This window comes from Halosimplex litoreum (assembly GCF_016065055.1).
Classification (GTDB): domain Archaea; phylum Halobacteriota; class Halobacteria; order Halobacteriales; family Haloarculaceae; genus Halosimplex; species Halosimplex litoreum.
Genome location: NZ_CP065856.1, coordinates 4,035,744 through 4,055,250, shown reverse-complemented (window position 1 = coordinate 4,055,250; position 19,507 = coordinate 4,035,744). Strand labels below are relative to the sequence as shown.

Below are 19,507 nucleotides of genomic sequence, written 5' to 3'. Positions count from 1 at the left end.
GACGACGAACCGGTGGGTTCACCTACCGGCGTCGCTCTTCGAGACAGACTTTCACGATGGACTTGGCGATTGCGGCGCCGCCGGCGAGCGGGTCGAGCTTCGTCTCGCCTTTGCGCTCGTCGTACTCGATCGGCACTTCGCGAACGTCGTAACCCCGCATCAGCGGCCGCACGAGCAGTTCTGCCGAGAGGCCGGTGTTCTCGGTCCAGGTGATCTCCTGGACGACCTCGCGGCGGTAGGCGCGCATGCCGGTCGTCGTGTCGTAGACGCGCTCGCCCATCAGGCCGCTGGCGAGGAGGGCGAACGCGCGGTTGCCCTGGCGGTTGAACGCCGGCATCGCGTCGGCACCGGGTGTGATGCGGTCGCCGCTGACCACGTCGGCGCCGTCGTTGACGAGGTCGAGGAACTCCGGTAGGGCCTCCATCGGGTAGGTGTCGTCGCAGTCGGTCGTGACCACGACGGGCCGGTCGGCCGCGAGCACTGCCGCGCGGACGGCCACGCCGTAGCCCTGGGGCTCCTGTTCGATGACGCGGGCCCCGTGCTCGCGGGCGATCTCCGGCGTCCGGTCGTCCGAGCCGTCGACGCAGACCACGTTCGCCCGGCCGTCGGTCACCCGGTCGACGTCGTCGAGGACCGCCCCGATCGCCGCCTCCTCGTTGTACGTGCCCATCACGACCGTCACGTCGTCGAACGTGAACTCACCGTCCGTCCCCGTCGAGGGCTCCGTCCCCGACTGGGCCGCCGCGTCGCTATCGACCGTCGCTCGTCCGGTACCGTCGTCGGTGTCCGTTTCGCCCGCGTCCACGCCATCGTCACGCTGTAGCTGACTCATTGCTCACCACTCTCGACTCGACCCTCTTGAATTTTTAGGTTCGCCAAAAACAGATCGCTACGGTGGGTCGGCGACGTACTCGGCGACGAACTCGTCGTTCGGTGTCGCACGGTCCCAGTAGTGTTCGAACAGGTCCCGGCCCCACTCCATCGCGCGGTCGTCCGCGGCCACTACCTCGGTACGGGAGTCCCACTGGCCGTCGATGGTGGGCAGCGAGAGCATGACCTCCTCGTCGGTGACGGCGATGCCCACGTCGGCGTCGAGCACACGGACGGTGGTCTCGGTCCACTGGTCGGCCTCGTCGGGCGAGTCGACGCGCTCGAGAGCGTCGAGGGCGACGCTCTCGTCGACTAGCAGTCGCGCGTCGGCCGAGTCGGGCATGACGGCCTCGTACTCGGCCTGGTAGATCGGTGTCACGATGTCGACGTTCGTGCCCGCCCGGTCGACACGGTCGCGGACCTCCCTGACGACCGCGTGGGGGTCGGTGTCCGAAGCGCGGACCACCTCGGCGCCGGCTAGTTCGGTCAGCCTGAGCCGGAACCGACGGGGGAGCGCGGACACGTCGTGGCTCCGCCAGTAGTCGTCGGCGAGCAGCCGACAGAGGTTCCCTTGCTGTTCGATCAGGTCCGCGACCAGCTGTCCGCTCCCCGTCGCCGCCCAGTCCGTCTCCAGCGAGCGCACCAGCCCCTTGCGTTCGAGGTCGCCGACTGCGTTGTAGACGGCGGACTCGCTCGCCTCGACCGCGTCGATGAGCGCAGCCATCGACCGCCGCTCGACGACGACCGCGAGCAACACGTCCGTCCGGACCGACGACCCGAGCACGTAACCGACGATGGACTCAGAACTCACCTCGCTCCCCCCCGAACCCGTCGAACGTGTCCGTCACTCGGTTCCATATCGAATTCCATACTATTCGGAATTACTTCGGTCTTACGGAACGATATTCGATAGATAGAACTATTTTCGAGTGAAAAGTTCAAGATTTATACCGTTGGGGGAGTGAGGACACAATGCGGTCCGATGGGGGATGTAGGGTCCCTGCTGGCCTCTCGGATTCGAATGGGGAGAGCGGCTCACTGGCGTCGTCCGTCTCGCCCCGGCCCACGTTCTTTCGGCCCTCCCGTGGAGAAACGTCCGCTCGTGAGCGATCCGCTGTCGTGACAGGGTTCCGTTGACTCGATAACCGTTCGACGACTCGCCCGTCAGTCGGCGGGTTCCGGCGGCGAGTCGCGGCCGACCCGGATCTCGAAGGATTCGATGTCCTCGAGCGCGGCGACCTGCCCGCCGACGGTGACTCGGCCCTCGTCGGTCTCGACGACGAGCGACGCCTCTTCGAGGCTCGGGGTGATACTCGCGTCCGCGACTTTCCCCGCGACGACCAGTTCCTCGCCGGTCAGCACGTCCCGGCCTTCGATGGTCGCGTAGAACTCGCCCTCGAGATCGACCATGTCGGCGATAGCGCGGCGGATCGTCCCGTAGCGCCGGGGGAACGTCAGCTCCTCGCCGTCCGTCCGGACCGTCTCGGCAGTGGTCCACAGGACGGTGTTCATGAACATCGAGACGAGAAAGCCCAGCTCCGAGCGGTCGAAGATGACGCCGTAGCGGTCGGTGTCGCCCTTCAGACTCTCGCGGGTAGCGTAGATCGAGTAGCGGCCGTCGGCGACGGCGACGACCGGCGTCGTGACGCCGCGGCGCTCCTTGACCGTGCTGGCGAGGTCGTCGTACTCGTGCTCATCGGAGGCTTCGACCTCCGCCGCCGGCGAGATGAGAAGCTCGATGGCCACACCCTCCTCGTACTGGTGGCGGAGCTGGCTCTCGAAGCGCTCCAGCAGTTCGGGCGTCAGCGAGAGCATCAGCTCGTACTGCGCCGAATCGATGACCTCGGAGAGATATCGGAGGATCGTGGGCCGAGACTTGACGAGCGAGACCGCTTCCGTGCCGCGAGCGGGCTGGGTGTACTGCTGTTCGAGCCCGTCGACGAGCGTGTCCAGTGACTCCTGGAGGTCGTCGAACGCCTCGGCGGGGTCGAGCGCCAGCACCTTCATGGGTCGCGACTCCTGGAGCTCGACGAGACCGATGTCGCTCAGGCTCCGGACCGTGTCGTAGACACGCGGCTGGGGGATATCGGTGTAGTCGGCGATCTCCGACGCCGTGACCTGTCCGTGTTCGAGGATCGTGAGGTACGCCTTGGCCTCGTACTCCCCGAAGTCGAACCGCTCGGAGACCGCTTCGAGCGAGGCGAGGAGGTCGTCACCAGCCATGTCGGTTCCCTCTTTCGCCACCGAGTAAATCAGTCTGTCCCTTCGCGCAGTCCACGCGCGACCCCGCCGGCGCCACCGCCGGTCGCCCGCGCCGACGCGCTCGCTACAGACGGTCGAACTCGACGACCGCCTTGATCTGGTCGTCGCCGTACTCGAAGGCCGGTTCCACGTCCTCGGGGGTCGCGACGGTCGTCACGAGGTCGGAGAGCAGCCACTCGGGCAGTTCTGCCAGCGTATCGACCGCCCCCTCGAAGTGTTCGACGTGGGAGTTGACCGTCCCCACGAGCGCCTTGTTGTGCAGGACGAGTTCGTTGTGGATCCGCCCGCCGTCGACCTCGAACTCCCAGGAGTCCGGGATGCCAAGCAGCGCCCCGACGCCGTTGGGCGCCAGGGCTTCCACCGTCTCGAAGGCGTGGGGCGCGTAGCCCGTCGCCTCGTAGACGAAGTCCATCGGCTCGAACTCGTCGGGGACCGTCTCCAGCGGCGTCTCCGTCGAGTCGACGTACGTCGCGCCGATCTCCTCGATGATGTCGACGGTCGGGTCGGGCCGCTGGCGGCGACCCAGACAGTAGGTTCGCTCGAAGTCGTGGGCGGCGAAGGAGCGGTCGCTGTCGACGCCGTACTCCAGCATCGCGAGCGTGAGCAGCCCCAGCGACCGGTTGCCCAGCACGAGCGCCGACTCGGGCGCCCACTCGAAGGCCGACCGCGAGGCGTAGGCGTGTTCCAGCGCCTTCTCGGTGATACTGATCGGTTCGACGAGGAACCCGACTTCCCAGCGCTCGGCCGGGACCGGGATCAGGTACTCCGGCGCGCTCGTGACGTACTCGGCCATGTAGCCGTGCTCGCCGACGATCCCACGCTCGACGTACTCGCCGTCCGGTGCCATGTCGGGCTCGCCTCGCTCGAAGTAGTCGTTGGTCCCCTCCGCGGGCGGCCGCCGGACGGTCGGAACGACCACGTCGCCCTCCGCGAGGTCGGTGCCGTTCGCGTCTTCGACGACTGCGACGGCCTCGTGGCCCAGCACCATGTGGTCCTCACCCTCGGGGAACCCGCCGTGGGAGCCGCCGATGACCTCGTGGTCGGTCCCGTCGACCCCGACCCTGAGCGTCCGAAGCAACGCCTCGCCCTCGTCGGGCTCAGGCCGCGGCTTCTCTATCACCGTCGGTCCCTCCGATCCTCGCTGGACAGCGATCGCTTTCATCAGTTGCTAAAAATGACCACTCTATTCCGAGTTAAGTCTTTCTGGAGCGCCGCGACCACCGCCGAGTCCGGGTCGAGTCTCGGCCGTGGCTCCGGCCGAACCGGGGCCGGGGCACGGTCCGCCGGTCGTCGAATCGGGACCGAAATCGGTCGTCGGAGACGGGAGACGCTCGGCGGTCAGTCTTCGACCGGGACGGCTTCGCCGGTCTCGCTGGAGCGGTAGATACCGTCGAGCACGCGCTGGACGGTCAGGCCTTGGTCGACGGTGTTGCGTTCGGGCGTCTCGCCGGCCGCGCAGTGTTCGAGGAAGTAGGTCTGTTCGGCGGCGTGGGCGTCGTTGCCCCGGGTCTCGACCTCGGACTCGACCATGTGGCCGGCGCCCTGGGTCCCCGACTCGTGGAAAGTGACGCCCTCGCCGGGGCGGAAGGTCGCGCCGGCCTCGGTGCCGCGGAGGACGTACTCCTGTTTCTTCGGGCGGTTGACGGCCCAGGCGACCTCCAGGGAGATGGTGCGGTCCTCGGCACAGCGGATGAGGGCGGTCGCGGAGTCGTCGACGTTGAACCCTTCGGGGCCCTGGTCGTCGCCCCACATCTGGATGTACGTGTAGTCGTCGCGGCCGCCGAACTGCGAGCGGGTGACCCCCGAGACCTCCTCGACGTCGGGGTAGCCCAGCAGGTACAGCGACAGGTCGACGGCGTGGACGCCGATGTCGATGAGCGCGCCGCCGCCGGCGACCTCCTTGCTCGTGAACCACGAGCCGCGGCCGGGGACGCCCCGCCGTCGGATGTAGTTGGCCTCGACGTGGCTCAACTCGCCGAACCGACCCTCCTGACGGTAGCCGTTGATGACCTCGACGGGGCTCTCGAAGCGGGTGTGGAAGCCGACCATACAAAAGCCTTCCGCGGCGCGGGCCGCGTCGGCGATCCGCTCGGCCGCCTCCAGCGTGTTGGCCAGCGGCTTCTCGACGAGTACGTCCAGCCCCTGTTCCAGAGCGTCGACGACGTACTGCTCGTGGAACTTGTTGGGGGTCGTGACGGCGACGGCGTCGACCTCGTCGTACAGTTCGTGGTGGTCCTGATACGTGGGAACCCCGAACTCGTCGCCGAAAGAGGCACGGGCCCCCTCCGCGATGTCGACACCGCCGACCAGGTTCGCTCCCTGGTCGACGAACCGCTCCGCGTGGTGGTGTCCGATGTTACCCAGACCGACGATACCGAGTCTGACAGATGAGATATCGACCATAGTGTTGACTCCGTTCGGCTCTCACGGAAACCTACACACCGACTCCTGTAAATCTCCCGCGATCGCGGGCTGAACGTCGTGGCCAGTCGAACGACCACCCGCACCGTTCGATCTTCCGGGACACAGGGCGCCGCTCACCCGTAACTTCCGTGGTCGTCCGACGACGTCCGCGCCGTCACTCGGCGGCGACCAGCCTGTCGAGGGCGTACACCGTCCGCAGCACGTCGCCGGCGTCGCCCGCGGGGAAGACGAGGTCGTCGCGCTCCCGGACGTGCTCGAGGACGACCGTCGAGGCGTGCTCGGGCGCGGCGGCGATCCCCGCGTCGCGCTCGGCGACCCATTCCATCACCCGCAGGTCGCTCTTGCTGTCGCCCAGCACCAGCGCGAACGGGTCGTCGACCCCCAGCACTTCGAAGGCCGCCTCGACCCCGCCGGGCTTGTCGAGTTCCCGGCTCACGACCTCCGCCGCGTCGCCCTCGTAGTAGGCCACGTCCACGCGGTCGAGGAACGCCGCGACCGCGTCGGGCACGCCCGACTCGCCGGTCCCATCCGCCCCTTCGGTCTCGGCGCCCTCCGCCGGCAGTTCGCCCCGGTCGTCGAGCACCGCCTCGATCTCCGGGTCCCGAGCGGCGTAGAACGCCCGGGTCCACTCGCCGGCGGCCGCGCCGAGAACGTCTTCGTCGTCGCCGCGCTCGCCCGCCTGGATGCCCTCGACGCACTCGGCGACGACGACGCCGAGCAGGTCGAGCAGGTAGACGAGCGCGTCGTCGATCACGGCGACGGCGTCGTCGCTCCCGGTCTCGAAGTTCGGCTTCAGCGTGACGTTGAACTCGTTGCCCTGGAGGTGGCAGCCGCGGGCGACCGTCTCGGGCGCCTCGGAGAGCACGCGCTGGCGCAGGCGGTCGAACACCCCGCGGACCGTCTCGTCCAGGCCCTCGTACAGCAGGCGCTTGGTGTCGGGGCCGTGGCCGGGCGTGAACACGCCGGTCCCGCTCTCGTAGACGACGCTCACGTCGCCGGAGTTGACGACGGCGTTGCCCAGCCCCTGGCTGAGAAAGCCCTTGACGTTCTCGAGGGTCTGGCCGGTACAGACGACGATCGGGATCCCGTCCTCGTGGAACTCGGTCAGCAGGTGCAGCGTCTCGCGGGGGATCTCGTTGTCGGTCGTTCCCGCCGAGCGCAACGTCTCGTCGACGTCGAGGACCAGGGCGTTGACCGACCGGTCGTACTTCGTCGCCAGGTCGAGCCCGGCGAAAGCCTGGTCGCGGGTGGCGTGGGCGGCCACGTCGGCGTAGGTCTCGCCGGTGCCGGGGAAGGCGTCGCGTATCTCCCCGCGCAACTCCTCGAGTTCGTCGCTGGCGTCCTCCCAGTAGGTCAGCGCGACCCGCGAGTCCAGCGGCGGGAACAGGTCGACGAACGCCTGGTGGGCGGCCAGTCGTTCGGCGTCGAACTCCTCGTAGAGCCGATAGAGCTGGTCGTAGCGTTCCATTGTCGTAGTTCCGTCGGGGCGCGTTGTGTAGATTGGGATCGGGGTCGCACTACGGCGGGTCCGCGGCTCGTTCCAGGCGGTCGGCTCGGGGGACGGCTCTTCGGGCCCGGTGGTCGCGTAGGCGCCCTGCGAGCCAGCGACTGGAACCCACAACGGGTAACACCCCCGCGTGCGAACGAACGGGTAAGACGCATGAAGAACATCGACGATCTCATCGACAGCGCGGCGGAGCTGGCCGAAGGGGGCCTCTCGAAGGGCGAGATCGCGGACGAGCTCAACGTCTCGAAGGAGACGGCGTCGTGGCTCGTCTCGCGCAGCGGCGCCACGACGACGACGGCGACCTCGAAGACCTCCCAGAGCCCGCACGACATCCACGTCGACTGGTCGGCGATCGGTCGCGACAGCGCCCGGCTCACCTACGTCGGCCGCGCCGTCGCCGACCTGCTCTCCAAACAGGGCGAGGAGGTCGACCTGACCATCGGCATCGAGAAGGCCGGCGCGCCCATCGCGACGACGGTCGCCCGGGAACTCGACACGGATCTCGGCACCTACGCACCGAGCAAACACCAGTGGGACGACGGCGAGAGCGAGGAGCTGTCGGGCTCGTTTTCCCGCAACTTCGCCGGCATCCGCGGCCGCGAGTGCTACGTCGTCGACGACACCATCACCAGCGGCACGACTATGACCGAGACCGTCGAGGCCATCCGCGACCGCGGCGGCGAGCCCGTCGCCTGCGCGGTGCTGACGGACAAGCGCGGCGTCGAAGAGATCGAGGGCGTCCCCGTCTACTCGCTCGTGCAGGTGCTGCGCGTCGGTCAGTCCGAGTAGCCGGGCTGGGCCCGAGTCAGGGTTCGACGTCTTCCCAGTAGGTCGACGTGATGTGGGCGTCCGGTTCGTCCGGCGAGGACAGGGTCAGTTCGCCGTCGGTCCACCTGACGACCAGTTCCGGGCGATCCTCCGAAGGCCCGTCTCGCTCGGGCGCATCGGCCGCCTGCGCGCGGACGAGGTCGTCGGTGACGGCGCGGCCGTCCCCTTCGACGACCTCCTCGGTGAGTCCGACGCACTGCACCGAGCGCGTCCGGTCGGCCGTCTCTGCTCGTTCGACCGCCTGCGCGTCGTCGAATGCCGAGCGCTCCTCGCGGTCGGTCAGCGACCCGAACCGGGCGCGGAGTGATCGTCCGAGCGATCGGAGTCGTGCGGCGAAGCGGCTGACGAACGAATCGGGCTCGGTACCCCGGTCTGGGTCCCCGACGGTCCGACCCTCCCTGTCGGACCCGTCGACGGGGGTCTGGCTCATACCTATCCTTGGTGTGGAACGGTAAAAATCATTGTGCTAACCGATGACACACTCGTGGTACTACCGCGATCCCGTCAGGTGCGTCCACGGGGGTTCGCGTCGCCCTCGGTATCAGTCTCCCGCCGCCGGGACGCCCTCAGGTGCGGGTTCGACGGTGTAGAGCCCGAAGAAGGCGACCGCCGCGACGACGATGAACGCGCTGGCGGTGAAGAAGGCGGCGAACACGGAGGTGGCGTCCCACAGCGCGCCGACCGAGACCGGGCCGACGACCTGGCCGACCTTCCAGGCGATCGACCGCAGGGACATGCTCCCCGCGACCGCGTCGAAGTGCTCGCCCTCCTCGACGAACAGCGCCATGCTCGCCGGGAGGCGGAGGCTGTCGGCGACCCCACAGACGGCGAAGGCACCGAACAGCGGGAAGAAGGCGGGCGGAAGCGTCGTCGACAGGCCCGCGACGGCGACCGTGTACGGCGCGAAGTAGTCGACGGCGTACTCCGCGAAGGGGATTATCGCCGCACCGAGGGCGTACAGCACCGCCCCGACGAAGACGAACACGTGTTTGTGGCCCAGCTCGTCGGTGTACGAGCCCACGACCCCCTGGGTCAGCGACTTCGTGAGCTTCCCGCCGGCGAGGATCCCGCCGACCAGAACTGGACTCATCCCGAAACGTGTCCGCGCGTATATGGGCAGAAAGAGGATGACCGCCATCTTGCCGAAACTCAGGCCGAGCCGGAAGACGACAAGCGCGCGGATGGCCGCGCGGCCGAGCAACATTCGCAGGGTCTCGACGCCGGTCGCCTCCTCCGGGTCTGCCTGGCCGCCGGGGTCGTCCCGGAGGAAGACGTAGACGCCGACGAACGCCAGCAGCGTCACGCCGCTGAGCACGCTGTAGGTGAGGGCGAACCCGCTGGTCGCGAGCAGGATCCCGCCAACGAGGTCGCCGGCGAGGCTGGAGAACGCGCCGACCTGGTTGTAGGTGCCGAGCCACTGCCCGCGCTCGGCGTCCGGGCTGATCTCGCCGACGACGGTCGATCCGGTTATCCACAGCAGGCTCGCGCCCAGTCCCTGGAACACCCGCATTATCACGACGTGGCTCACCGTCTCGACCATCGCGAAGCCGACGAACACGGCGACGTTCAGTGCGAGCCCGACCAGCAGATAGCGCTTGGCGTTGCCGGTGTCGATCTTCCGCCCGAGCGGCAGGACGATGATCAGCTGGATCAGCGCGAAGGCGGTGCCGAACAGCCCTTCGACGGTCCCGGAGGTGGCGAACTCGTCGGCGTACAGCGCCAGCGCGATCGCGATCGTCGAGTACGCCTGCGACCGCGCGAAGGCCGTGCCCGCCAGGGCCACGAACTCGGCGTTGCCGAACAGCCGAAGCGATCCGCCCGAGCCGTCGCTCACGATCGACCGGTCCGGCTACGGCCGAAAGGGCGTTTCGTCTCCGGCGGGCCCTTCCGGCTGTCCTCGGCGCCCCCCGACGGCGACGCTCTGTCGCCTCACAGCTCGATCCGTTCGACGATGTTCTCGCCACGCTCGGAGGTGTTGACAGCGACGATCCGGACCTGCTCTTCGAGGCCGGACCCGCGGAGTTTCGCCTTCAGCAGCTCGTCGACCTGATAGACGCCGGCGGCGTTGTGCATCTCGATCTCCACGAGGACCGCCGCGCCGTCGCCCGGCTTCAGCGTCACCGACTCGATGGCCTGGCTGGAGACCGTGTTGATCCCGCGCCCGCCACGCTCGTAGGGGTACCGCGACCGGCCGTGCTCCATGTCGAGCCCGTCGGCCAGCCGGACGATCCCCGCCTCGGTCGTCAGCGGCGTCTCCGCGGTGTGGTGACAGAGGATCGCGTGCAGCACCTCACCTTTCATCCGCACGGCGTCGGCGGTGTCGTACCACTCCTCGAGAATCCGGTCGAGCAGGTCGGCCGCCAGCGGGATGGAGTAGTAGGGGTGTTCGTCCCGGTGGACGACGTGACCGATGTCGTGTAGCGTCGCGGCGAGCGCGACGATCACCGGCTCGTCGGCGGTGTCGAGCCCCTGATCGGCGGCGCCGTTGAACTCGACGCCGCCCTCGTAGCAGAGGTCGTACAGCGCTAGCGCCCGGTCACGGACGATGCTGACGTGTTTGGCACCGTGGTCGTTGTAGCGCATCCGCGCCACCGGGTTGACGTTCTGGGCGTCGAGATACGTCTGTATCTCCTCGTCGTCGTCGACGAACGCGAGGACCTCCTCGAGTCGCTCGTCGGGGAAGGCGTGCTCGGCCTCGGGGTCGTACGACTGCCCGTCGACGGCGTCTCGGTCGTCACTCATGTCTCCACTGTCCGGCCGGGTGCGCAAAAACCCTCGTACCCGCTCGGGTCCCGGTCGATCCGGCGCCGCGACCGCGAGCCGACCCCCTCAGTTCAGCGCGGCGACGGCGTCGCGTACGTCGTCGTAGTCGGGTTCGAGGCTCGGGTCGCCGGCGACCCACTCGTAGCGGACGACGCCGTCGCCGTCGATCACGAGCACTGCACGCTTGGCCACGTCGTCGACGCCGATCGACGCGAAGTCCATACCGAGGTCGTATGCGTCGACGATCCGTCTGTTCGTGTCGCTGATCATCCCGAACGTGAGATCGCTGTCCTCGCGGAAGGCGTCGAGGGCGAACGGCGTGTCGACGCTGACGCCGTACACCGTCGCGCCGAGGTCGTCGAACTCGCCGAGGCGGTCCTCGAAAGTCTCCATCTCGTGGGTGCAGGTCCCGGTGAACGCGCCGGGGAAGAATGCGAGCACGAGCGGCGCCTCGTCGAGCCGGTCGGACAGCGTGAACTGCGTCACGTCGCCGTTGGCCAGCGGTGCGGTGAAATCGGGTGCGGCGTCTCCCTCGTCGACCATACGGGCCGGTTAGCCTCGCGCGGCAAGGGCGTTGGGACACCGGCGGGCGCGGCCGGATCCGGCCCCGGCGAAAGATTGATGAAACGGGTACCAAGCGGGGTGATAGACAGCAAAAAGGTTATAATTGGCGTCGAGTAAGCGTCGGGTAGAGATGATGGATACACTCATCCCCCTGTTCCCGGTCGGGGGCATGCCGGGCGGGACGGAACTGATCGTGATCCTGTTGATCGCCGTGCTACTGTTCGGCGCCAACAAGATCCCGAAACTCGCGCGGTCGACCGGCCAGGCCATGGGCGAGTTCCAGAAGGGTCGCGAGCAGGTCGAGGCAGAGCTCGAGGAGATGAAAGAGGGCGCGACTATCGACGACGACGGCAACATCGTCGACGAAGACGGCGAGATCCTCAAGACCGAGGCCGAGCGCGAGACCGAGGCGTCCATCGACTCCTCGGACTCGTCCTCGTCCTCGAACTGACGACTCCGTTCTCCCCGCTCTCTCACGCCGGCGAGCAACAGCAAGGTTCTTTCTCCCGGCGCCCGCCGTCCTCGGTAGGGCGTGTGGCCTAGGGGACAGGGCGAGGGGTTCCTAACCCCTCGATCGCGGGTTCGAATCCCGCCACGCCCGTGCAGCGACCGTAGGGAGCGAACCGGCATGGCGGGATTCGAATCACGCGAGACGAGCGAAGCGAGTCTCGCATCGGGTTCGAATCCCGCCACGCCCGCTTCGCGGTTCCTCGCGTCCGCTCGGAACACGCTCGCGGGCGTGGCGGCCCTCGCGAAACCTGCGGTTTCGCTCGGTCCCGCCACGCCCGTGCAGGGAGCGCGAGCCTCGGCTCGCGCGACCGAACCGGAACGGGATTCGAACCCTGGAAGTCGCGCGCAGTGAGCGAAGCGAACGAGCACGTCTTCCTCCGGTTCGAATCCTGGAAGTCGCGCGCAGCGAGCGGAGCGAACGAGCACGTCTGGCTCCGGTTCGAATCCCGAGAGACGCCGGTGGCGTCTCTCGACATTCGCGAAACCGACGGTTTCGCTCAGTCCCGTCACGCCGGTACCACTTTTTGCAGCGGAGAGTTCCCCGCGCGCCGGGGACGCGTCGCGGGCGCGTGGCGGCTTCGCCGTCACGATTTGCGGTCGCGGGTCGACGGTCCGCGACCCTATCCGCCGCTGCAAAAACGTGGGGAGAGACACCGTCAGAGCTTGCTCTGACGAGATGCTCGAAAATCGGAGATTTTCGGCACGACGAGACAGCTCTGCTGTCTCGAACCATATCGTTCACTACCCTCACGGGAATGCCGGACGACGGGCTCGCTGCGCTCGCTCGCGTCAGTCGTCGACCCCGAGGACGTGTCCGCGTTCACGTGTCCGTCGATACGAGACGTTCCGCGAGGAACCGCGCTTGGGCGGACGACGACCGGTCGAACGCCTCGCTCGGGTAGTACAGCAGCCCGAAGTGACCGCCGGGAATCTCCACCCAGTCTTTCGCGCCTGATAGCCTCTCGTAGGCGTCGCGTGCTACGGCGGGAACGGACCGAGGCATCTCGTCCTCGGGAGAGACCACGAACAAGGCCGGACACGAAACGTCCGTAGCACAGAGCCCAGGGTGCCACTGTGGGGTTTCCGGACGGACGATACTGACCTCGTTTTCCCAGTTGGTACCCGGACGGGTCCCGTATCCGTTGAACCACCGAAACGCCGTCTCCGGTTTCAGCGCTGACGGGCGCCGCTGTTGGTCGTCCCAGACGACGGGCATCGGCCCGCGAACTTCGTCCTCGGTCGGTTCGACAGAGCCGGCGCGAACCGTCTCTTTCATCGATTCACGACGGGAGCCATCCGGGTCGTCTGGAGGGTCTTCACCGCCGAGCGCCGGCACCTGAACGACCAGGGCCGTGACCCGGTCGTCGACAGCCGCGACGACCAACGCAACGCCACCGCTGTAACTGTCGCCCCACACGGCGATACGATCGGGGTCGACGTTCTCGAGCGTGGTCCCGAAGGCGATCGCGTCACGGTACCCCCGTGACTGCACCCAGGGATCGATCTGCTGTCGAGGCTCGCCACCGCTCTCACCGAACCCGGGGTGGTCGTACAACAATACGGCCAGTCCCCGCTCGGTGAAGGCCTCCGCGTATCTGTCGGCGACCATCTGTTTGGTCGCCGAGAACCCGTGAGCCATCACGATCAGTGGCCACAGTGGTGGCGTATCGGGCGAGTAGAACCAGCCGCTGATCGCTGCACCGTCCGATTCGAACGTCACGTCGGCCCTCATGTGTCTCCCTACGAGACAGTCCACGATATACGCTTGCCAACTCTCGGCACGGTGTCGTCGCGTAGGTCACGAGCGGGTCAGACCGGTCAGGACCCACACCGACCGATCTGTCGCCGACACAAGATTTACACCGTGCGGCCGACGACTCGTGACAGATGGATCACGAGCGGACGGCCTCGGAGGAGACGCGCGACCTCGGTGGTCTGCTCGTCGCCTTCGTGCTCGTGGGCGTTCCGGTCGGGGGCACCGTGGCCGCGGCCTTCACCTGGCCCACAGCCCACCTGCTCGGATTGTCCATGACCGAAACGATTCTGGTGGCCGGTGCCGTCCCGATAGCGCTCGTGGAGGCGACGGGCAATCGGCCCGACGCGGTCCAGTCGGTCGCGTTTTTCGTCGCTTTCGGAGTCGTCCAGCTCTCGACGGTGTTGATCCTTGCGCTTGTGTTCGTGGATCCGATGCCGTCGGGTCTCACTCACCTGTTCCCACTGCTGAGCGCGTACGTGCTCGGGATCCGGTGGGGACCTGCCGAAACGGCCCGGCGGTTCCGAGCGGGACTGGCCCGACTCACCTGGGTTCCCGACCGGGAAGAACCGGCGGAACGCCGCTGACGGGTTTCACCCCCGCTCGCGGTCACGCATCGACACGGGGTTCCGGGGCCGAAATCGACGGCGTTCGGGACCGGATCGACGCTGGCGGTCCGCGATCCTGGCCGTCACGGTGCAGAGAGGCGTCGAGTGAGATGCGGTGAAGCGATCGCGGTGAGAAGAGCACACGGACTCCTGGGAGCGACGAACTCCGGGCGGTCGATCGGTCGATGGCGGCGGGCTACAGCTTCTTCTCGGCGTCCTCGGCGAGTTCCTTCATGCGCTTGCCGACGCGGCCGGCGTCGGAGAACTCGTCTTCGCTCATCGCGATCGCGAGGGCGTTGCCGAGGACGAACACTGCGTGTTTGTGCTCGCTCTTGGACTTGTGGACGTCTTCGGGGGTCACGTCGAGTTCCTCGTAGGCGTCGAACAGCGTCGCGTCGACGTCTTCGAGCCCGGCGAAATAATCCTTGATCGTGAGCATCTGCGCGTGGAGTTCCAGGAGTTCGTCCTTGTGCATGGGCGTCCCTATGTGAACCGCCGGTTTAACGATTGTCCGTCAGAGGGTCACACGCGAATCGTCGGGGTCAGAAAACGTACTCGTCTTCGTGGCCCATCATCCCGTCGTCCTCGTACCCGCCCGCCTCGTCGTCGTCGTCCATCGGCCCGCTCGTCTTGTACGCCTTCAGCCCCGTCGAGAGCAGGTCCTCGATGGCTTCCTCGCGGTTGAGGAACTCACCCTGCTCGACGAGCTGGGTGATACGCATCTCGAGGTGTTCGGGGATCGTGAGATCTACCTTGGGCATCGGATCGCTCGATGCTTCGGGGAGGGTGTATTTAAGCCTGGCGGGGGTGATAGCCGAACCGATCACGGCACAGCGGTCGATTCGTCCGGCTCGCACCTATCGCCGCCGGACTGCCGGTCGCTGGGCCGAGAGATGGCCAACTCGACAGACCGACCGGCCACCGCTTCGGCGTGGTACCGACCCACCGTCGGGGTTCCGGCGGTGCGGTCCGAAGTAGTTAGGCTGAAAGGCGTACGGTCCTAAGCGCCTGGAGATGGAACCTCTCCGTGGTGACGAGTCGCCGGTCGAACCCGACGAGACGACCATCGCGACTCGCGGACGCGAGGTCGACGGCGTCGCGGTCGGGACCGTGCTGGCCGACCTCCCGCGACCGACGGTCGCCTGGTGGGCCGAGGGCCAGCGCGTCGCCGCTGGCGGGTCGGTGGCGACGATCACAGCCGACGGCCCGTACCGCTTCGACCACGTCCGGCGGGCCGGCGAGGCGCTGTTCGCCGGCCGCACCGTCGAATCTGACCTGCCGCGGGCCGCCCGACCGCGGCTGTTCGGCGGTTTCGCGTTCCACGAAGGCGACAAGGACGAGGACGGGTCGCCGTGGGACGGCTTCCCCGACGCGCAGTTCGTGCTCCCGGCCGTCCAGGTCGTTCGGACCGACGACGGGTCGACCTGGGTCGTCGCGACTGCCACCGGGACGTCGGCGGGGACCGAGGCCGGGGCGCGACTCGACGAGTGGGTCGGTCGCGTCGAGGCGCTCGACGACACGCTGTCGGACGACGGGCCGGGGATCGAACGCCGCACGTTCACGCCGGACGACGCCGGCTGGCGCCGCCAGGTCGAGGCCGCCGTCGAGCGCATCCGACGCGGGACCCTCCGGAAGGTCGTCCTCGCGGGGGCGCTGACGGTCGACCTGCGCGAGGAGCTGTCGGTCCCGTCGGTGTACGAACGCCTCTCGGCGACCTATCCCGACTGCTTTCGCTTCCTCGTCGCCCCCGAGGGCGGCGGGCACTTCTTCGGCGCGACGCCCGAGCGGCTGATCAGCCGTGACGGCCGGACCGTCAGGACCGAGGCCCTGGCCGGTTCGACCGGCCGGGGCGACACCCCAGAGGAGGACGAGTGGCTCGCCAGCGAACTCCAGGACAGCGAGAAGGACCGCCACGAACACGACCTGGTCGTCGAGACGATCAAGACGCAGCTGTCACCGTACGCCACCTCGATCTCGACCGGCGACCGGACCGTGCGTCGGCTCGCGACGGTACAGCACCTTCAGACGCCGGTGACGGCCGAACTCGCGGAGGACGACCACGTCCTCTCGCTGGTCGAGGCGCTGCACCCGACGCCCGCGGTCGGGGGACTCCCGCCGGACGAGGCCCTGGAGACGATCAAAGACGCCGAAGCGTTCGACCGCGGCTGGTACGCCTCGCCGGTGGGGTGGTTCGACGCCGAGGGCGACGGCACCTTCGCCGTCGCGATCCGCTCGGCGGTCGCGACCGACCGGCGGGCGACGCTGTTCGCCGGTAACGGCATCGTCAGCGATAGCGACCCCGACCGCGAGTGGGACGAGGTACAACTGAAGTACCGCCCGGTGCTGGACGCGCTGGAATGACCGCACCGAACCGCGCGACGCTGTGGGGCCGGACGCTCGTCGACGAACTCGCGAAGGGCGGCGTCACCGCCGCCGTCGTCTCGCCGGGGAGCCGCTCGACGCCGCTGACCGTCGCGCTCGCCGAACACGACGGCATCGAGACGTTCTCCGTCCTCGACGAACGGTCGGCCGCCTTCTTCGCGCTCGGTCGCGGCCGGCGGACCAGCGAACCGACCGCCCTCGTCTGTACCTCCGGGACGGCCGCGGCCAACTACCACCCGGCCGTGGTCGAGGCCAGTCAGTCCCGCGTGCCGCTGCTCGTGCTCACGGCCGATCGGCCCGCCGAACTCACCGACAGCGGCGCCAACCAGACCGTCGACCAGCAGAAGCTCTACGGCGACGCCGTCCGGTGGTACAAGACCCTGCCAGAACCCGCGCCCGAGCCCCGACGGCTCCGGTCGCTCCGGGTCGCCGCCGACCGCGCCGTCGCGAAGACGACCGGATCGAACCCCGGACCGGTCCACCTCAACGTCCCCGTCGCCAAACCGCTCGAACCCACCGAAGAGCCGGGTGACGTGCCCGACTCGCTGGCCGAGGAAGCGCCGCTTGCCGTCGAGGGACGGGACGGCCCGTTCGTCCGGACGACCGCGGGGCGGCTGGAACCCGACAGCGCTGCGATGGACGAGGTCGCGGACGCCCTGGAGTCGGCCGAGCGCGGCCTGGTCGTCGCCGGCCCGCTGAACCCCGGCGTCTCCGACCCGGGTGCCGTCGGCGCACTGCTCGACGCGACGGGCGTCCCGCTGCTGGCCGACCCGCTCTCGGGCCTACGGTACGGGTCGCTCGCCACCGACCGACCGGTCTTCGGCGGCTACGACTCGTATCTCGACGCGCCCGACTGGCCCGACCCCGATGTCGTCCTCCGGGTCGGCGCCTCGCCCACGTCGAAGGTGTTGCGGCAGTTCCTCCGGGACGCCGACGCGCGGCAGGTCGTCGTCGACCCGGCCGGCGACTGGCCCGAGGCCGAGTTCACCGCGACCGACTACGTCCAGGCCGACCCCGGTGCGGTGGCGCGTGCGCTCGCCGAGCGAGTCGATAGTCCGCGGGCGGCCGAGGACGGCCCCGAGACGACGTGGCGCCGCCGGTTCGAACGCGCCGAGGCCAGCTACTGGGACCTCGTCGACGAGGCCACCGAGTCGGCGGCCGCCGGGACGCCGTTCGAGGGGGCCGTCCTCTCGGCAGTCGTCTCGGACGCGCCCGATCCCGCGACGGTGTTCGTCTCGAACAGCATGCCGGTCCGCGACTGCGACCGCTTCGGGCGCCCGCGCGAGGCGGATCTAACGGTGTTGGGCAACCGCGGCGCCAGCGGCATCGACGGGATCACGAGCACCGCGCTGGGAGCCGGGAGCGCCACCGACGATCCGCTCGTGCTCGTCACCGGCGATCTCGCCTACTACCACGACGCCAACGGGCTGCTCTCGGTCGCCCGTTGCGGCGTCGACGCGACGATCGTCCTGATCAACAACGACGGCGGCGGCATCTTCCACATCCTGCCCATCGAGGCGTTCGACCCGCCGTTCACCGAGCAGTTCGTCACGCCGCACGGCCTCGACTTCGAGCACTCGGCGGACCTGTACGACCTGTCGTTCCGGCGCGCGACGGACCTCGACGACTTCGCGGCGGCCTACCGCGAGTCGCTCGACAGCGAGGGCACGCAGGTTATCGAGGTACGGACCGACGGCGAGGCGAGCCACCGCCGGCGCGAACGACTGCACGAGCGCGTCTGCGATCGAGTCGCCGCCGACCGCTAAGTCTCGCTCCGCCTCGTCTCGCCGACGCTCACGACCGCACGAGCGAGAACGTCAGTACGGACATGCCGAGCGGAACCCACGTGGCGGTCAGGCCGATGACGCCCGCGAGCGAAAAGACCCCGATTCCAGGGATCGCGAGCAGGAGTATCGGGACGACGACGCTCCAGAGGCCGAACACGAGGATCGCGACCTCCGGGATCGACAGCAGATAGGCGAAGGTGAGGAGCGTGCAGACGCCGACGGTCACCCGGGCGATCAGTGGGAATCCGGGGAACAGCGTGGCGCCGACGAAGAAGGGGTAGCAGACGAACGTCGACACCAGCAGGACGACCGACTGCTCGACCGGGAACAGGCGACCGAGTCGGAGCCCGCCGCCCCCGTCGGAACCGTTGCGAACGGCCCAGGCGCCGGTGGCGTCCCACGCGTTCCACGACCAGTCGACGTTGGGCCCGTTCGAAGCCCCCGCGGCCGCCTGCCGCTGGGCCGAGGGGGAGCCGGCGCTCCCGCCACCCCCCGCAGCGGCGGCCGTGCCGCCGGACTGCCAGGACGGCCCCGTCGACTCGCCGGTCGAACGGCTCGTCTCGTCCGCGGACCCCGCGGCCGCTCCGCGAGCGTCCGCCCGCCTGCGCCCCCGCGCTCGGTCGCGGCGACGCCTGTCGGTCTCACCTGTCGATCGACCGGACCCGGAGCGCCGACCGCGCTGCTGGGACCCGCGCCACGTGTTCCCGCGACGGTCGGACCGCCCCGTCCCGGTCGCGGTGTCCGAACTCGGACCGCCCGTTCCCGACCTGCCCGCTCGCGACCCGGCCGTCGTGGATCCGGAGCTCGATCCGGCCCCGGAGTTCGAACCCGATTCGGTGTCGCCGCTCCCGGCGGCCGTCCGCGTCGACCCGGCGTCGGGCGTCCCCTCGCCGGTGTAAGTGGCGTGGCCGAGTCGGTCGTACCTGGCGCGCTCCTCCCCGTCGGTCAGCACGCGCTTGGCCTCGTTGAGTCGTTTCGTGCGCTCCCCGGCGTCGACGTCGTCGCTCACGTCCGGATGGACCCGTTTGACCGACTCGCGGTAGGCGTCCTCGATCTCCTCGGTCGTCGCGTCGTCGGCGACACCGAGGCGGTCGTAGAAGGTCTCTGTCATGGGGGAACGCCCTGAATCGTCTCGACTTCGGCGGCCGACGGTAAAATCCCTGTGCCCGAACTATCGGGATCGATAGCGTTCGGTCCGGACGGGCGAGACCCTCGGCGACCGGAACGCTATTGCCCACGCCCTCTCAGT

Annotated in this window: 19 protein-coding genes and 1 tRNA gene; 6 read left to right on the top strand and 14 right to left on the bottom strand. The window is 68.6% G+C overall.

Annotation, left to right across the window (positions count from 1 at the left end; all coding sequences use genetic code 11):
* Positions 1-22: 22 nt before the first annotated feature.
* The 6 genes from I7X12_RS19955 to I7X12_RS19930 all read right to left on the bottom strand — a co-directional run bounded on the left by I7X12_RS19955 (position 23) and on the right by I7X12_RS19930 (position 7,024).
* Entirely contained in the window at positions 23-670 is a 648-nt protein-coding gene (locus tag I7X12_RS19955) for a dolichyl-phosphate hexose transferase (protein WP_232343163.1), read from the bottom strand.
* 219 nt (positions 671-889) lie between these two features.
* Entirely contained in the window at positions 890-1,681 is a 792-nt protein-coding gene (locus I7X12_RS19950; RefSeq protein WP_198061751.1) for a helix-turn-helix transcriptional regulator, read from the bottom strand.
* Between the two features lie 353 nt (positions 1,682-2,034).
* Positions 2,035-3,093, bottom strand: coding sequence for an HTH-type sugar sensing transcriptional regulator TrmB (trmB, locus tag I7X12_RS19945; protein ID WP_198061750.1), 1,059 nt, complete (start codon positions 3,091-3,093; stop codon positions 2,035-2,037).
* Positions 3,094-3,196: 103 nt separating this feature from the next.
* Complete coding sequence (locus tag I7X12_RS19940) at positions 3,197-4,294, bottom strand: glucose 1-dehydrogenase (RefSeq protein ID WP_198061749.1); 1,098 nt, start codon at positions 4,292-4,294, stop codon at positions 3,197-3,199.
* 176 nt (positions 4,295-4,470) lie between these two features.
* The gene (locus tag I7X12_RS19935; RefSeq protein WP_198061748.1) at positions 4,471-5,535 is read right to left on the bottom strand and encodes a Gfo/Idh/MocA family protein; all 1,065 of its coding nucleotides are present in this window, start codon (positions 5,533-5,535) and stop codon (positions 4,471-4,473) included.
* 175 nt (positions 5,536-5,710) lie between these two features.
* Positions 5,711-7,024 carry an HAD family hydrolase gene (locus I7X12_RS19930; protein ID WP_198061747.1) on the bottom strand — a complete coding sequence of 438 codons (1,314 nt, stop codon included), beginning with the start codon at positions 7,022-7,024 and terminating at the stop codon, positions 5,711-5,713.
* A gap of 192 nt (positions 7,025-7,216) precedes the next feature.
* Here I7X12_RS19930 and gfcR point away from each other — a divergent pair, with 192 nt between their 5' ends.
* Complete coding sequence (gfcR, locus tag I7X12_RS19925; protein WP_198061746.1) at positions 7,217-7,852, top strand: transcriptional regulator GfcR; 636 nt, start codon at positions 7,217-7,219, stop codon at positions 7,850-7,852.
* 16 nt (positions 7,853-7,868) lie between these two features.
* Here the strand turns inward: gfcR and I7X12_RS19920 are convergent, their stop codons facing one another.
* From I7X12_RS19920 to I7X12_RS19905, 4 genes are all read right to left on the bottom strand, one after another.
* Entirely contained in the window at positions 7,869-8,321 is a 453-nt protein-coding gene (locus I7X12_RS19920) for a hypothetical protein (protein WP_198061745.1), read from the bottom strand.
* A gap of 111 nt (positions 8,322-8,432) precedes the next feature.
* A complete protein-coding gene (locus tag I7X12_RS19915; RefSeq protein WP_198061744.1) occupies positions 8,433-9,725 on the bottom strand; it encodes an MFS transporter in 1,293 nt (430 codons plus the stop codon).
* Positions 9,726-9,820: 95 nt separating this feature from the next.
* Positions 9,821-10,633 (bottom strand): HD domain-containing protein, encoded by an 813-nt coding sequence (locus tag I7X12_RS19910; RefSeq protein ID WP_198061743.1) that lies wholly within the window; start codon positions 10,631-10,633, stop codon positions 9,821-9,823.
* A gap of 87 nt (positions 10,634-10,720) precedes the next feature.
* Positions 10,721-11,197, bottom strand: a complete 477-nt coding sequence (locus I7X12_RS19905; protein WP_198061742.1) for a redoxin domain-containing protein — start codon at positions 11,195-11,197, stop codon at positions 10,721-10,723.
* Between the two features lie 151 nt (positions 11,198-11,348).
* Here I7X12_RS19905 and I7X12_RS19900 point away from each other — a divergent pair, with 151 nt between their 5' ends.
* Together I7X12_RS19900 and I7X12_RS19895 are read left to right on the top strand one after the other, a co-directional pair.
* A complete protein-coding gene (locus I7X12_RS19900) occupies positions 11,349-11,669 on the top strand; it encodes a Sec-independent protein translocase subunit TatA/TatB (protein ID WP_232342938.1) in 321 nt (106 codons plus the stop codon).
* Between the two features lie 77 nt (positions 11,670-11,746).
* Positions 11,747-11,819 (top strand) — tRNA-Arg (locus I7X12_RS19895).
* A 729-nt stretch (positions 11,820-12,548) separates the two neighbouring features.
* Here I7X12_RS19895 and I7X12_RS19890 read toward each other — a convergent pair.
* On the bottom strand, positions 12,549-13,460 hold the full coding sequence (locus I7X12_RS19890) for an alpha/beta hydrolase (RefSeq protein ID WP_198061741.1): 912 nt from the start codon (positions 13,458-13,460) through the stop codon (positions 12,549-12,551).
* 155 nt (positions 13,461-13,615) lie between these two features.
* On the opposite strand from I7X12_RS19890, the gene I7X12_RS19885 reads away from it, so the two are divergent.
* Positions 13,616-14,068 carry a hypothetical protein gene (locus I7X12_RS19885; protein WP_198061740.1) on the top strand — a complete coding sequence of 151 codons (453 nt, stop codon included), beginning with the start codon at positions 13,616-13,618 and terminating at the stop codon, positions 14,066-14,068.
* Positions 14,069-14,285: 217 nt separating this feature from the next.
* Here the strand turns inward: I7X12_RS19885 and I7X12_RS19880 are convergent, their stop codons facing one another.
* Together I7X12_RS19880 and I7X12_RS19875 are read right to left on the bottom strand one after the other, a co-directional pair.
* Positions 14,286-14,564, bottom strand: coding sequence for a UPF0058 family protein (locus tag I7X12_RS19880; protein WP_198061739.1), 279 nt, complete (start codon positions 14,562-14,564; stop codon positions 14,286-14,288).
* Positions 14,565-14,631: 67 nt separating this feature from the next.
* Positions 14,632-14,850, bottom strand: coding sequence for a ribbon-helix-helix domain-containing protein (locus I7X12_RS19875; protein WP_006884454.1), 219 nt, complete (start codon positions 14,848-14,850; stop codon positions 14,632-14,634).
* 253 nt (positions 14,851-15,103) lie between these two features.
* Between I7X12_RS19875 and I7X12_RS19870 the strand changes: the two genes are divergently transcribed.
* Both I7X12_RS19870 and menD read left to right on the top strand, forming a co-directional pair.
* Positions 15,104-16,450: an isochorismate synthase gene (locus I7X12_RS19870; RefSeq protein ID WP_198061738.1), complete on the top strand. Its 1,347-nt coding sequence runs from the start codon at positions 15,104-15,106 to the stop codon at positions 16,448-16,450.
* Positions 16,447-18,237 (top strand): 2-succinyl-5-enolpyruvyl-6-hydroxy-3-cyclohexene-1-carboxylic-acid synthase, encoded by a 1,791-nt coding sequence (menD, locus tag I7X12_RS19865; RefSeq protein ID WP_198061737.1) that lies wholly within the window; start codon positions 16,447-16,449, stop codon positions 18,235-18,237. The genes I7X12_RS19870 and menD overlap by 4 nt, the downstream gene beginning before the upstream one ends.
* 28 nt (positions 18,238-18,265) lie before the next feature.
* Here menD and I7X12_RS19860 read toward each other — a convergent pair whose 3' ends face one another.
* Positions 18,266-19,369: a J domain-containing protein gene (locus I7X12_RS19860; protein WP_198061736.1), complete on the bottom strand. Its 1,104-nt coding sequence runs from the start codon at positions 19,367-19,369 to the stop codon at positions 18,266-18,268.
* Positions 19,370-19,507: the final 138 nt, after the last annotated feature.

Excerpts from the sequence above, each read along its gene's own strand:
- I7X12_RS19955 (WP_232343163.1), bottom strand. The coding sequence starts at position 670 with ATGGGCACGTACAACGAGGAGGCGGCGATCGGGGCGGTCCTCGACGAC.
- trmB (WP_198061750.1), bottom strand. The coding sequence starts at position 3,093 with ATGGCTGGTGACGACCTCCTCGCCTCGCTCGAAGCGGTCTCCGAGCGG.
- I7X12_RS19940 (WP_198061749.1), bottom strand. The coding sequence starts at position 4,294 with ATGAAAGCGATCGCTGTCCAGCGAGGATCGGAGGGACCGACGGTGATA.
- I7X12_RS19935 (WP_198061748.1), bottom strand. The coding sequence starts at position 5,535 with ATGGTCGATATCTCATCTGTCAGACTCGGTATCGTCGGTCTGGGTAAC.
- I7X12_RS19930 (WP_198061747.1), bottom strand. The coding sequence starts at position 7,024 with ATGGAACGCTACGACCAGCTCTATCGGCTCTACGAGGAGTTCGACGCC.
- gfcR (WP_198061746.1), top strand. The coding sequence starts at position 7,217 with ATGAAGAACATCGACGATCTCATCGACAGCGCGGCGGAGCTGGCCGAA.
- I7X12_RS19920 (WP_198061745.1), bottom strand. The coding sequence starts at position 8,321 with ATGAGCCAGACCCCCGTCGACGGGTCCGACAGGGAGGGTCGGACCGTC.
- I7X12_RS19910 (WP_198061743.1), bottom strand. The coding sequence starts at position 10,633 with ATGAGTGACGACCGAGACGCCGTCGACGGGCAGTCGTACGACCCCGAG.
- I7X12_RS19905 (WP_198061742.1), bottom strand. The coding sequence starts at position 11,197 with ATGGTCGACGAGGGAGACGCCGCACCCGATTTCACCGCACCGCTGGCC.
- I7X12_RS19900 (WP_232342938.1), top strand. The coding sequence starts at position 11,349 with ATGATGGATACACTCATCCCCCTGTTCCCGGTCGGGGGCATGCCGGGC.
- I7X12_RS19890 (WP_198061741.1), bottom strand. The coding sequence starts at position 13,460 with ATGAGGGCCGACGTGACGTTCGAATCGGACGGTGCAGCGATCAGCGGC.
- I7X12_RS19885 (WP_198061740.1), top strand. The coding sequence starts at position 13,616 with ATGGATCACGAGCGGACGGCCTCGGAGGAGACGCGCGACCTCGGTGGT.
- I7X12_RS19880 (WP_198061739.1), bottom strand. The coding sequence starts at position 14,564 with ATGCACAAGGACGAACTCCTGGAACTCCACGCGCAGATGCTCACGATC.
- I7X12_RS19875 (WP_006884454.1), bottom strand. The coding sequence starts at position 14,850 with ATGCCCAAGGTAGATCTCACGATCCCCGAACACCTCGAGATGCGTATC.
- I7X12_RS19870 (WP_198061738.1), top strand. The coding sequence starts at position 15,104 with ATGGAACCTCTCCGTGGTGACGAGTCGCCGGTCGAACCCGACGAGACG.
- menD (WP_198061737.1), top strand. The coding sequence starts at position 16,447 with ATGACCGCACCGAACCGCGCGACGCTGTGGGGCCGGACGCTCGTCGAC.
- I7X12_RS19860 (WP_198061736.1), bottom strand. The coding sequence starts at position 19,369 with ATGACAGAGACCTTCTACGACCGCCTCGGTGTCGCCGACGACGCGACG.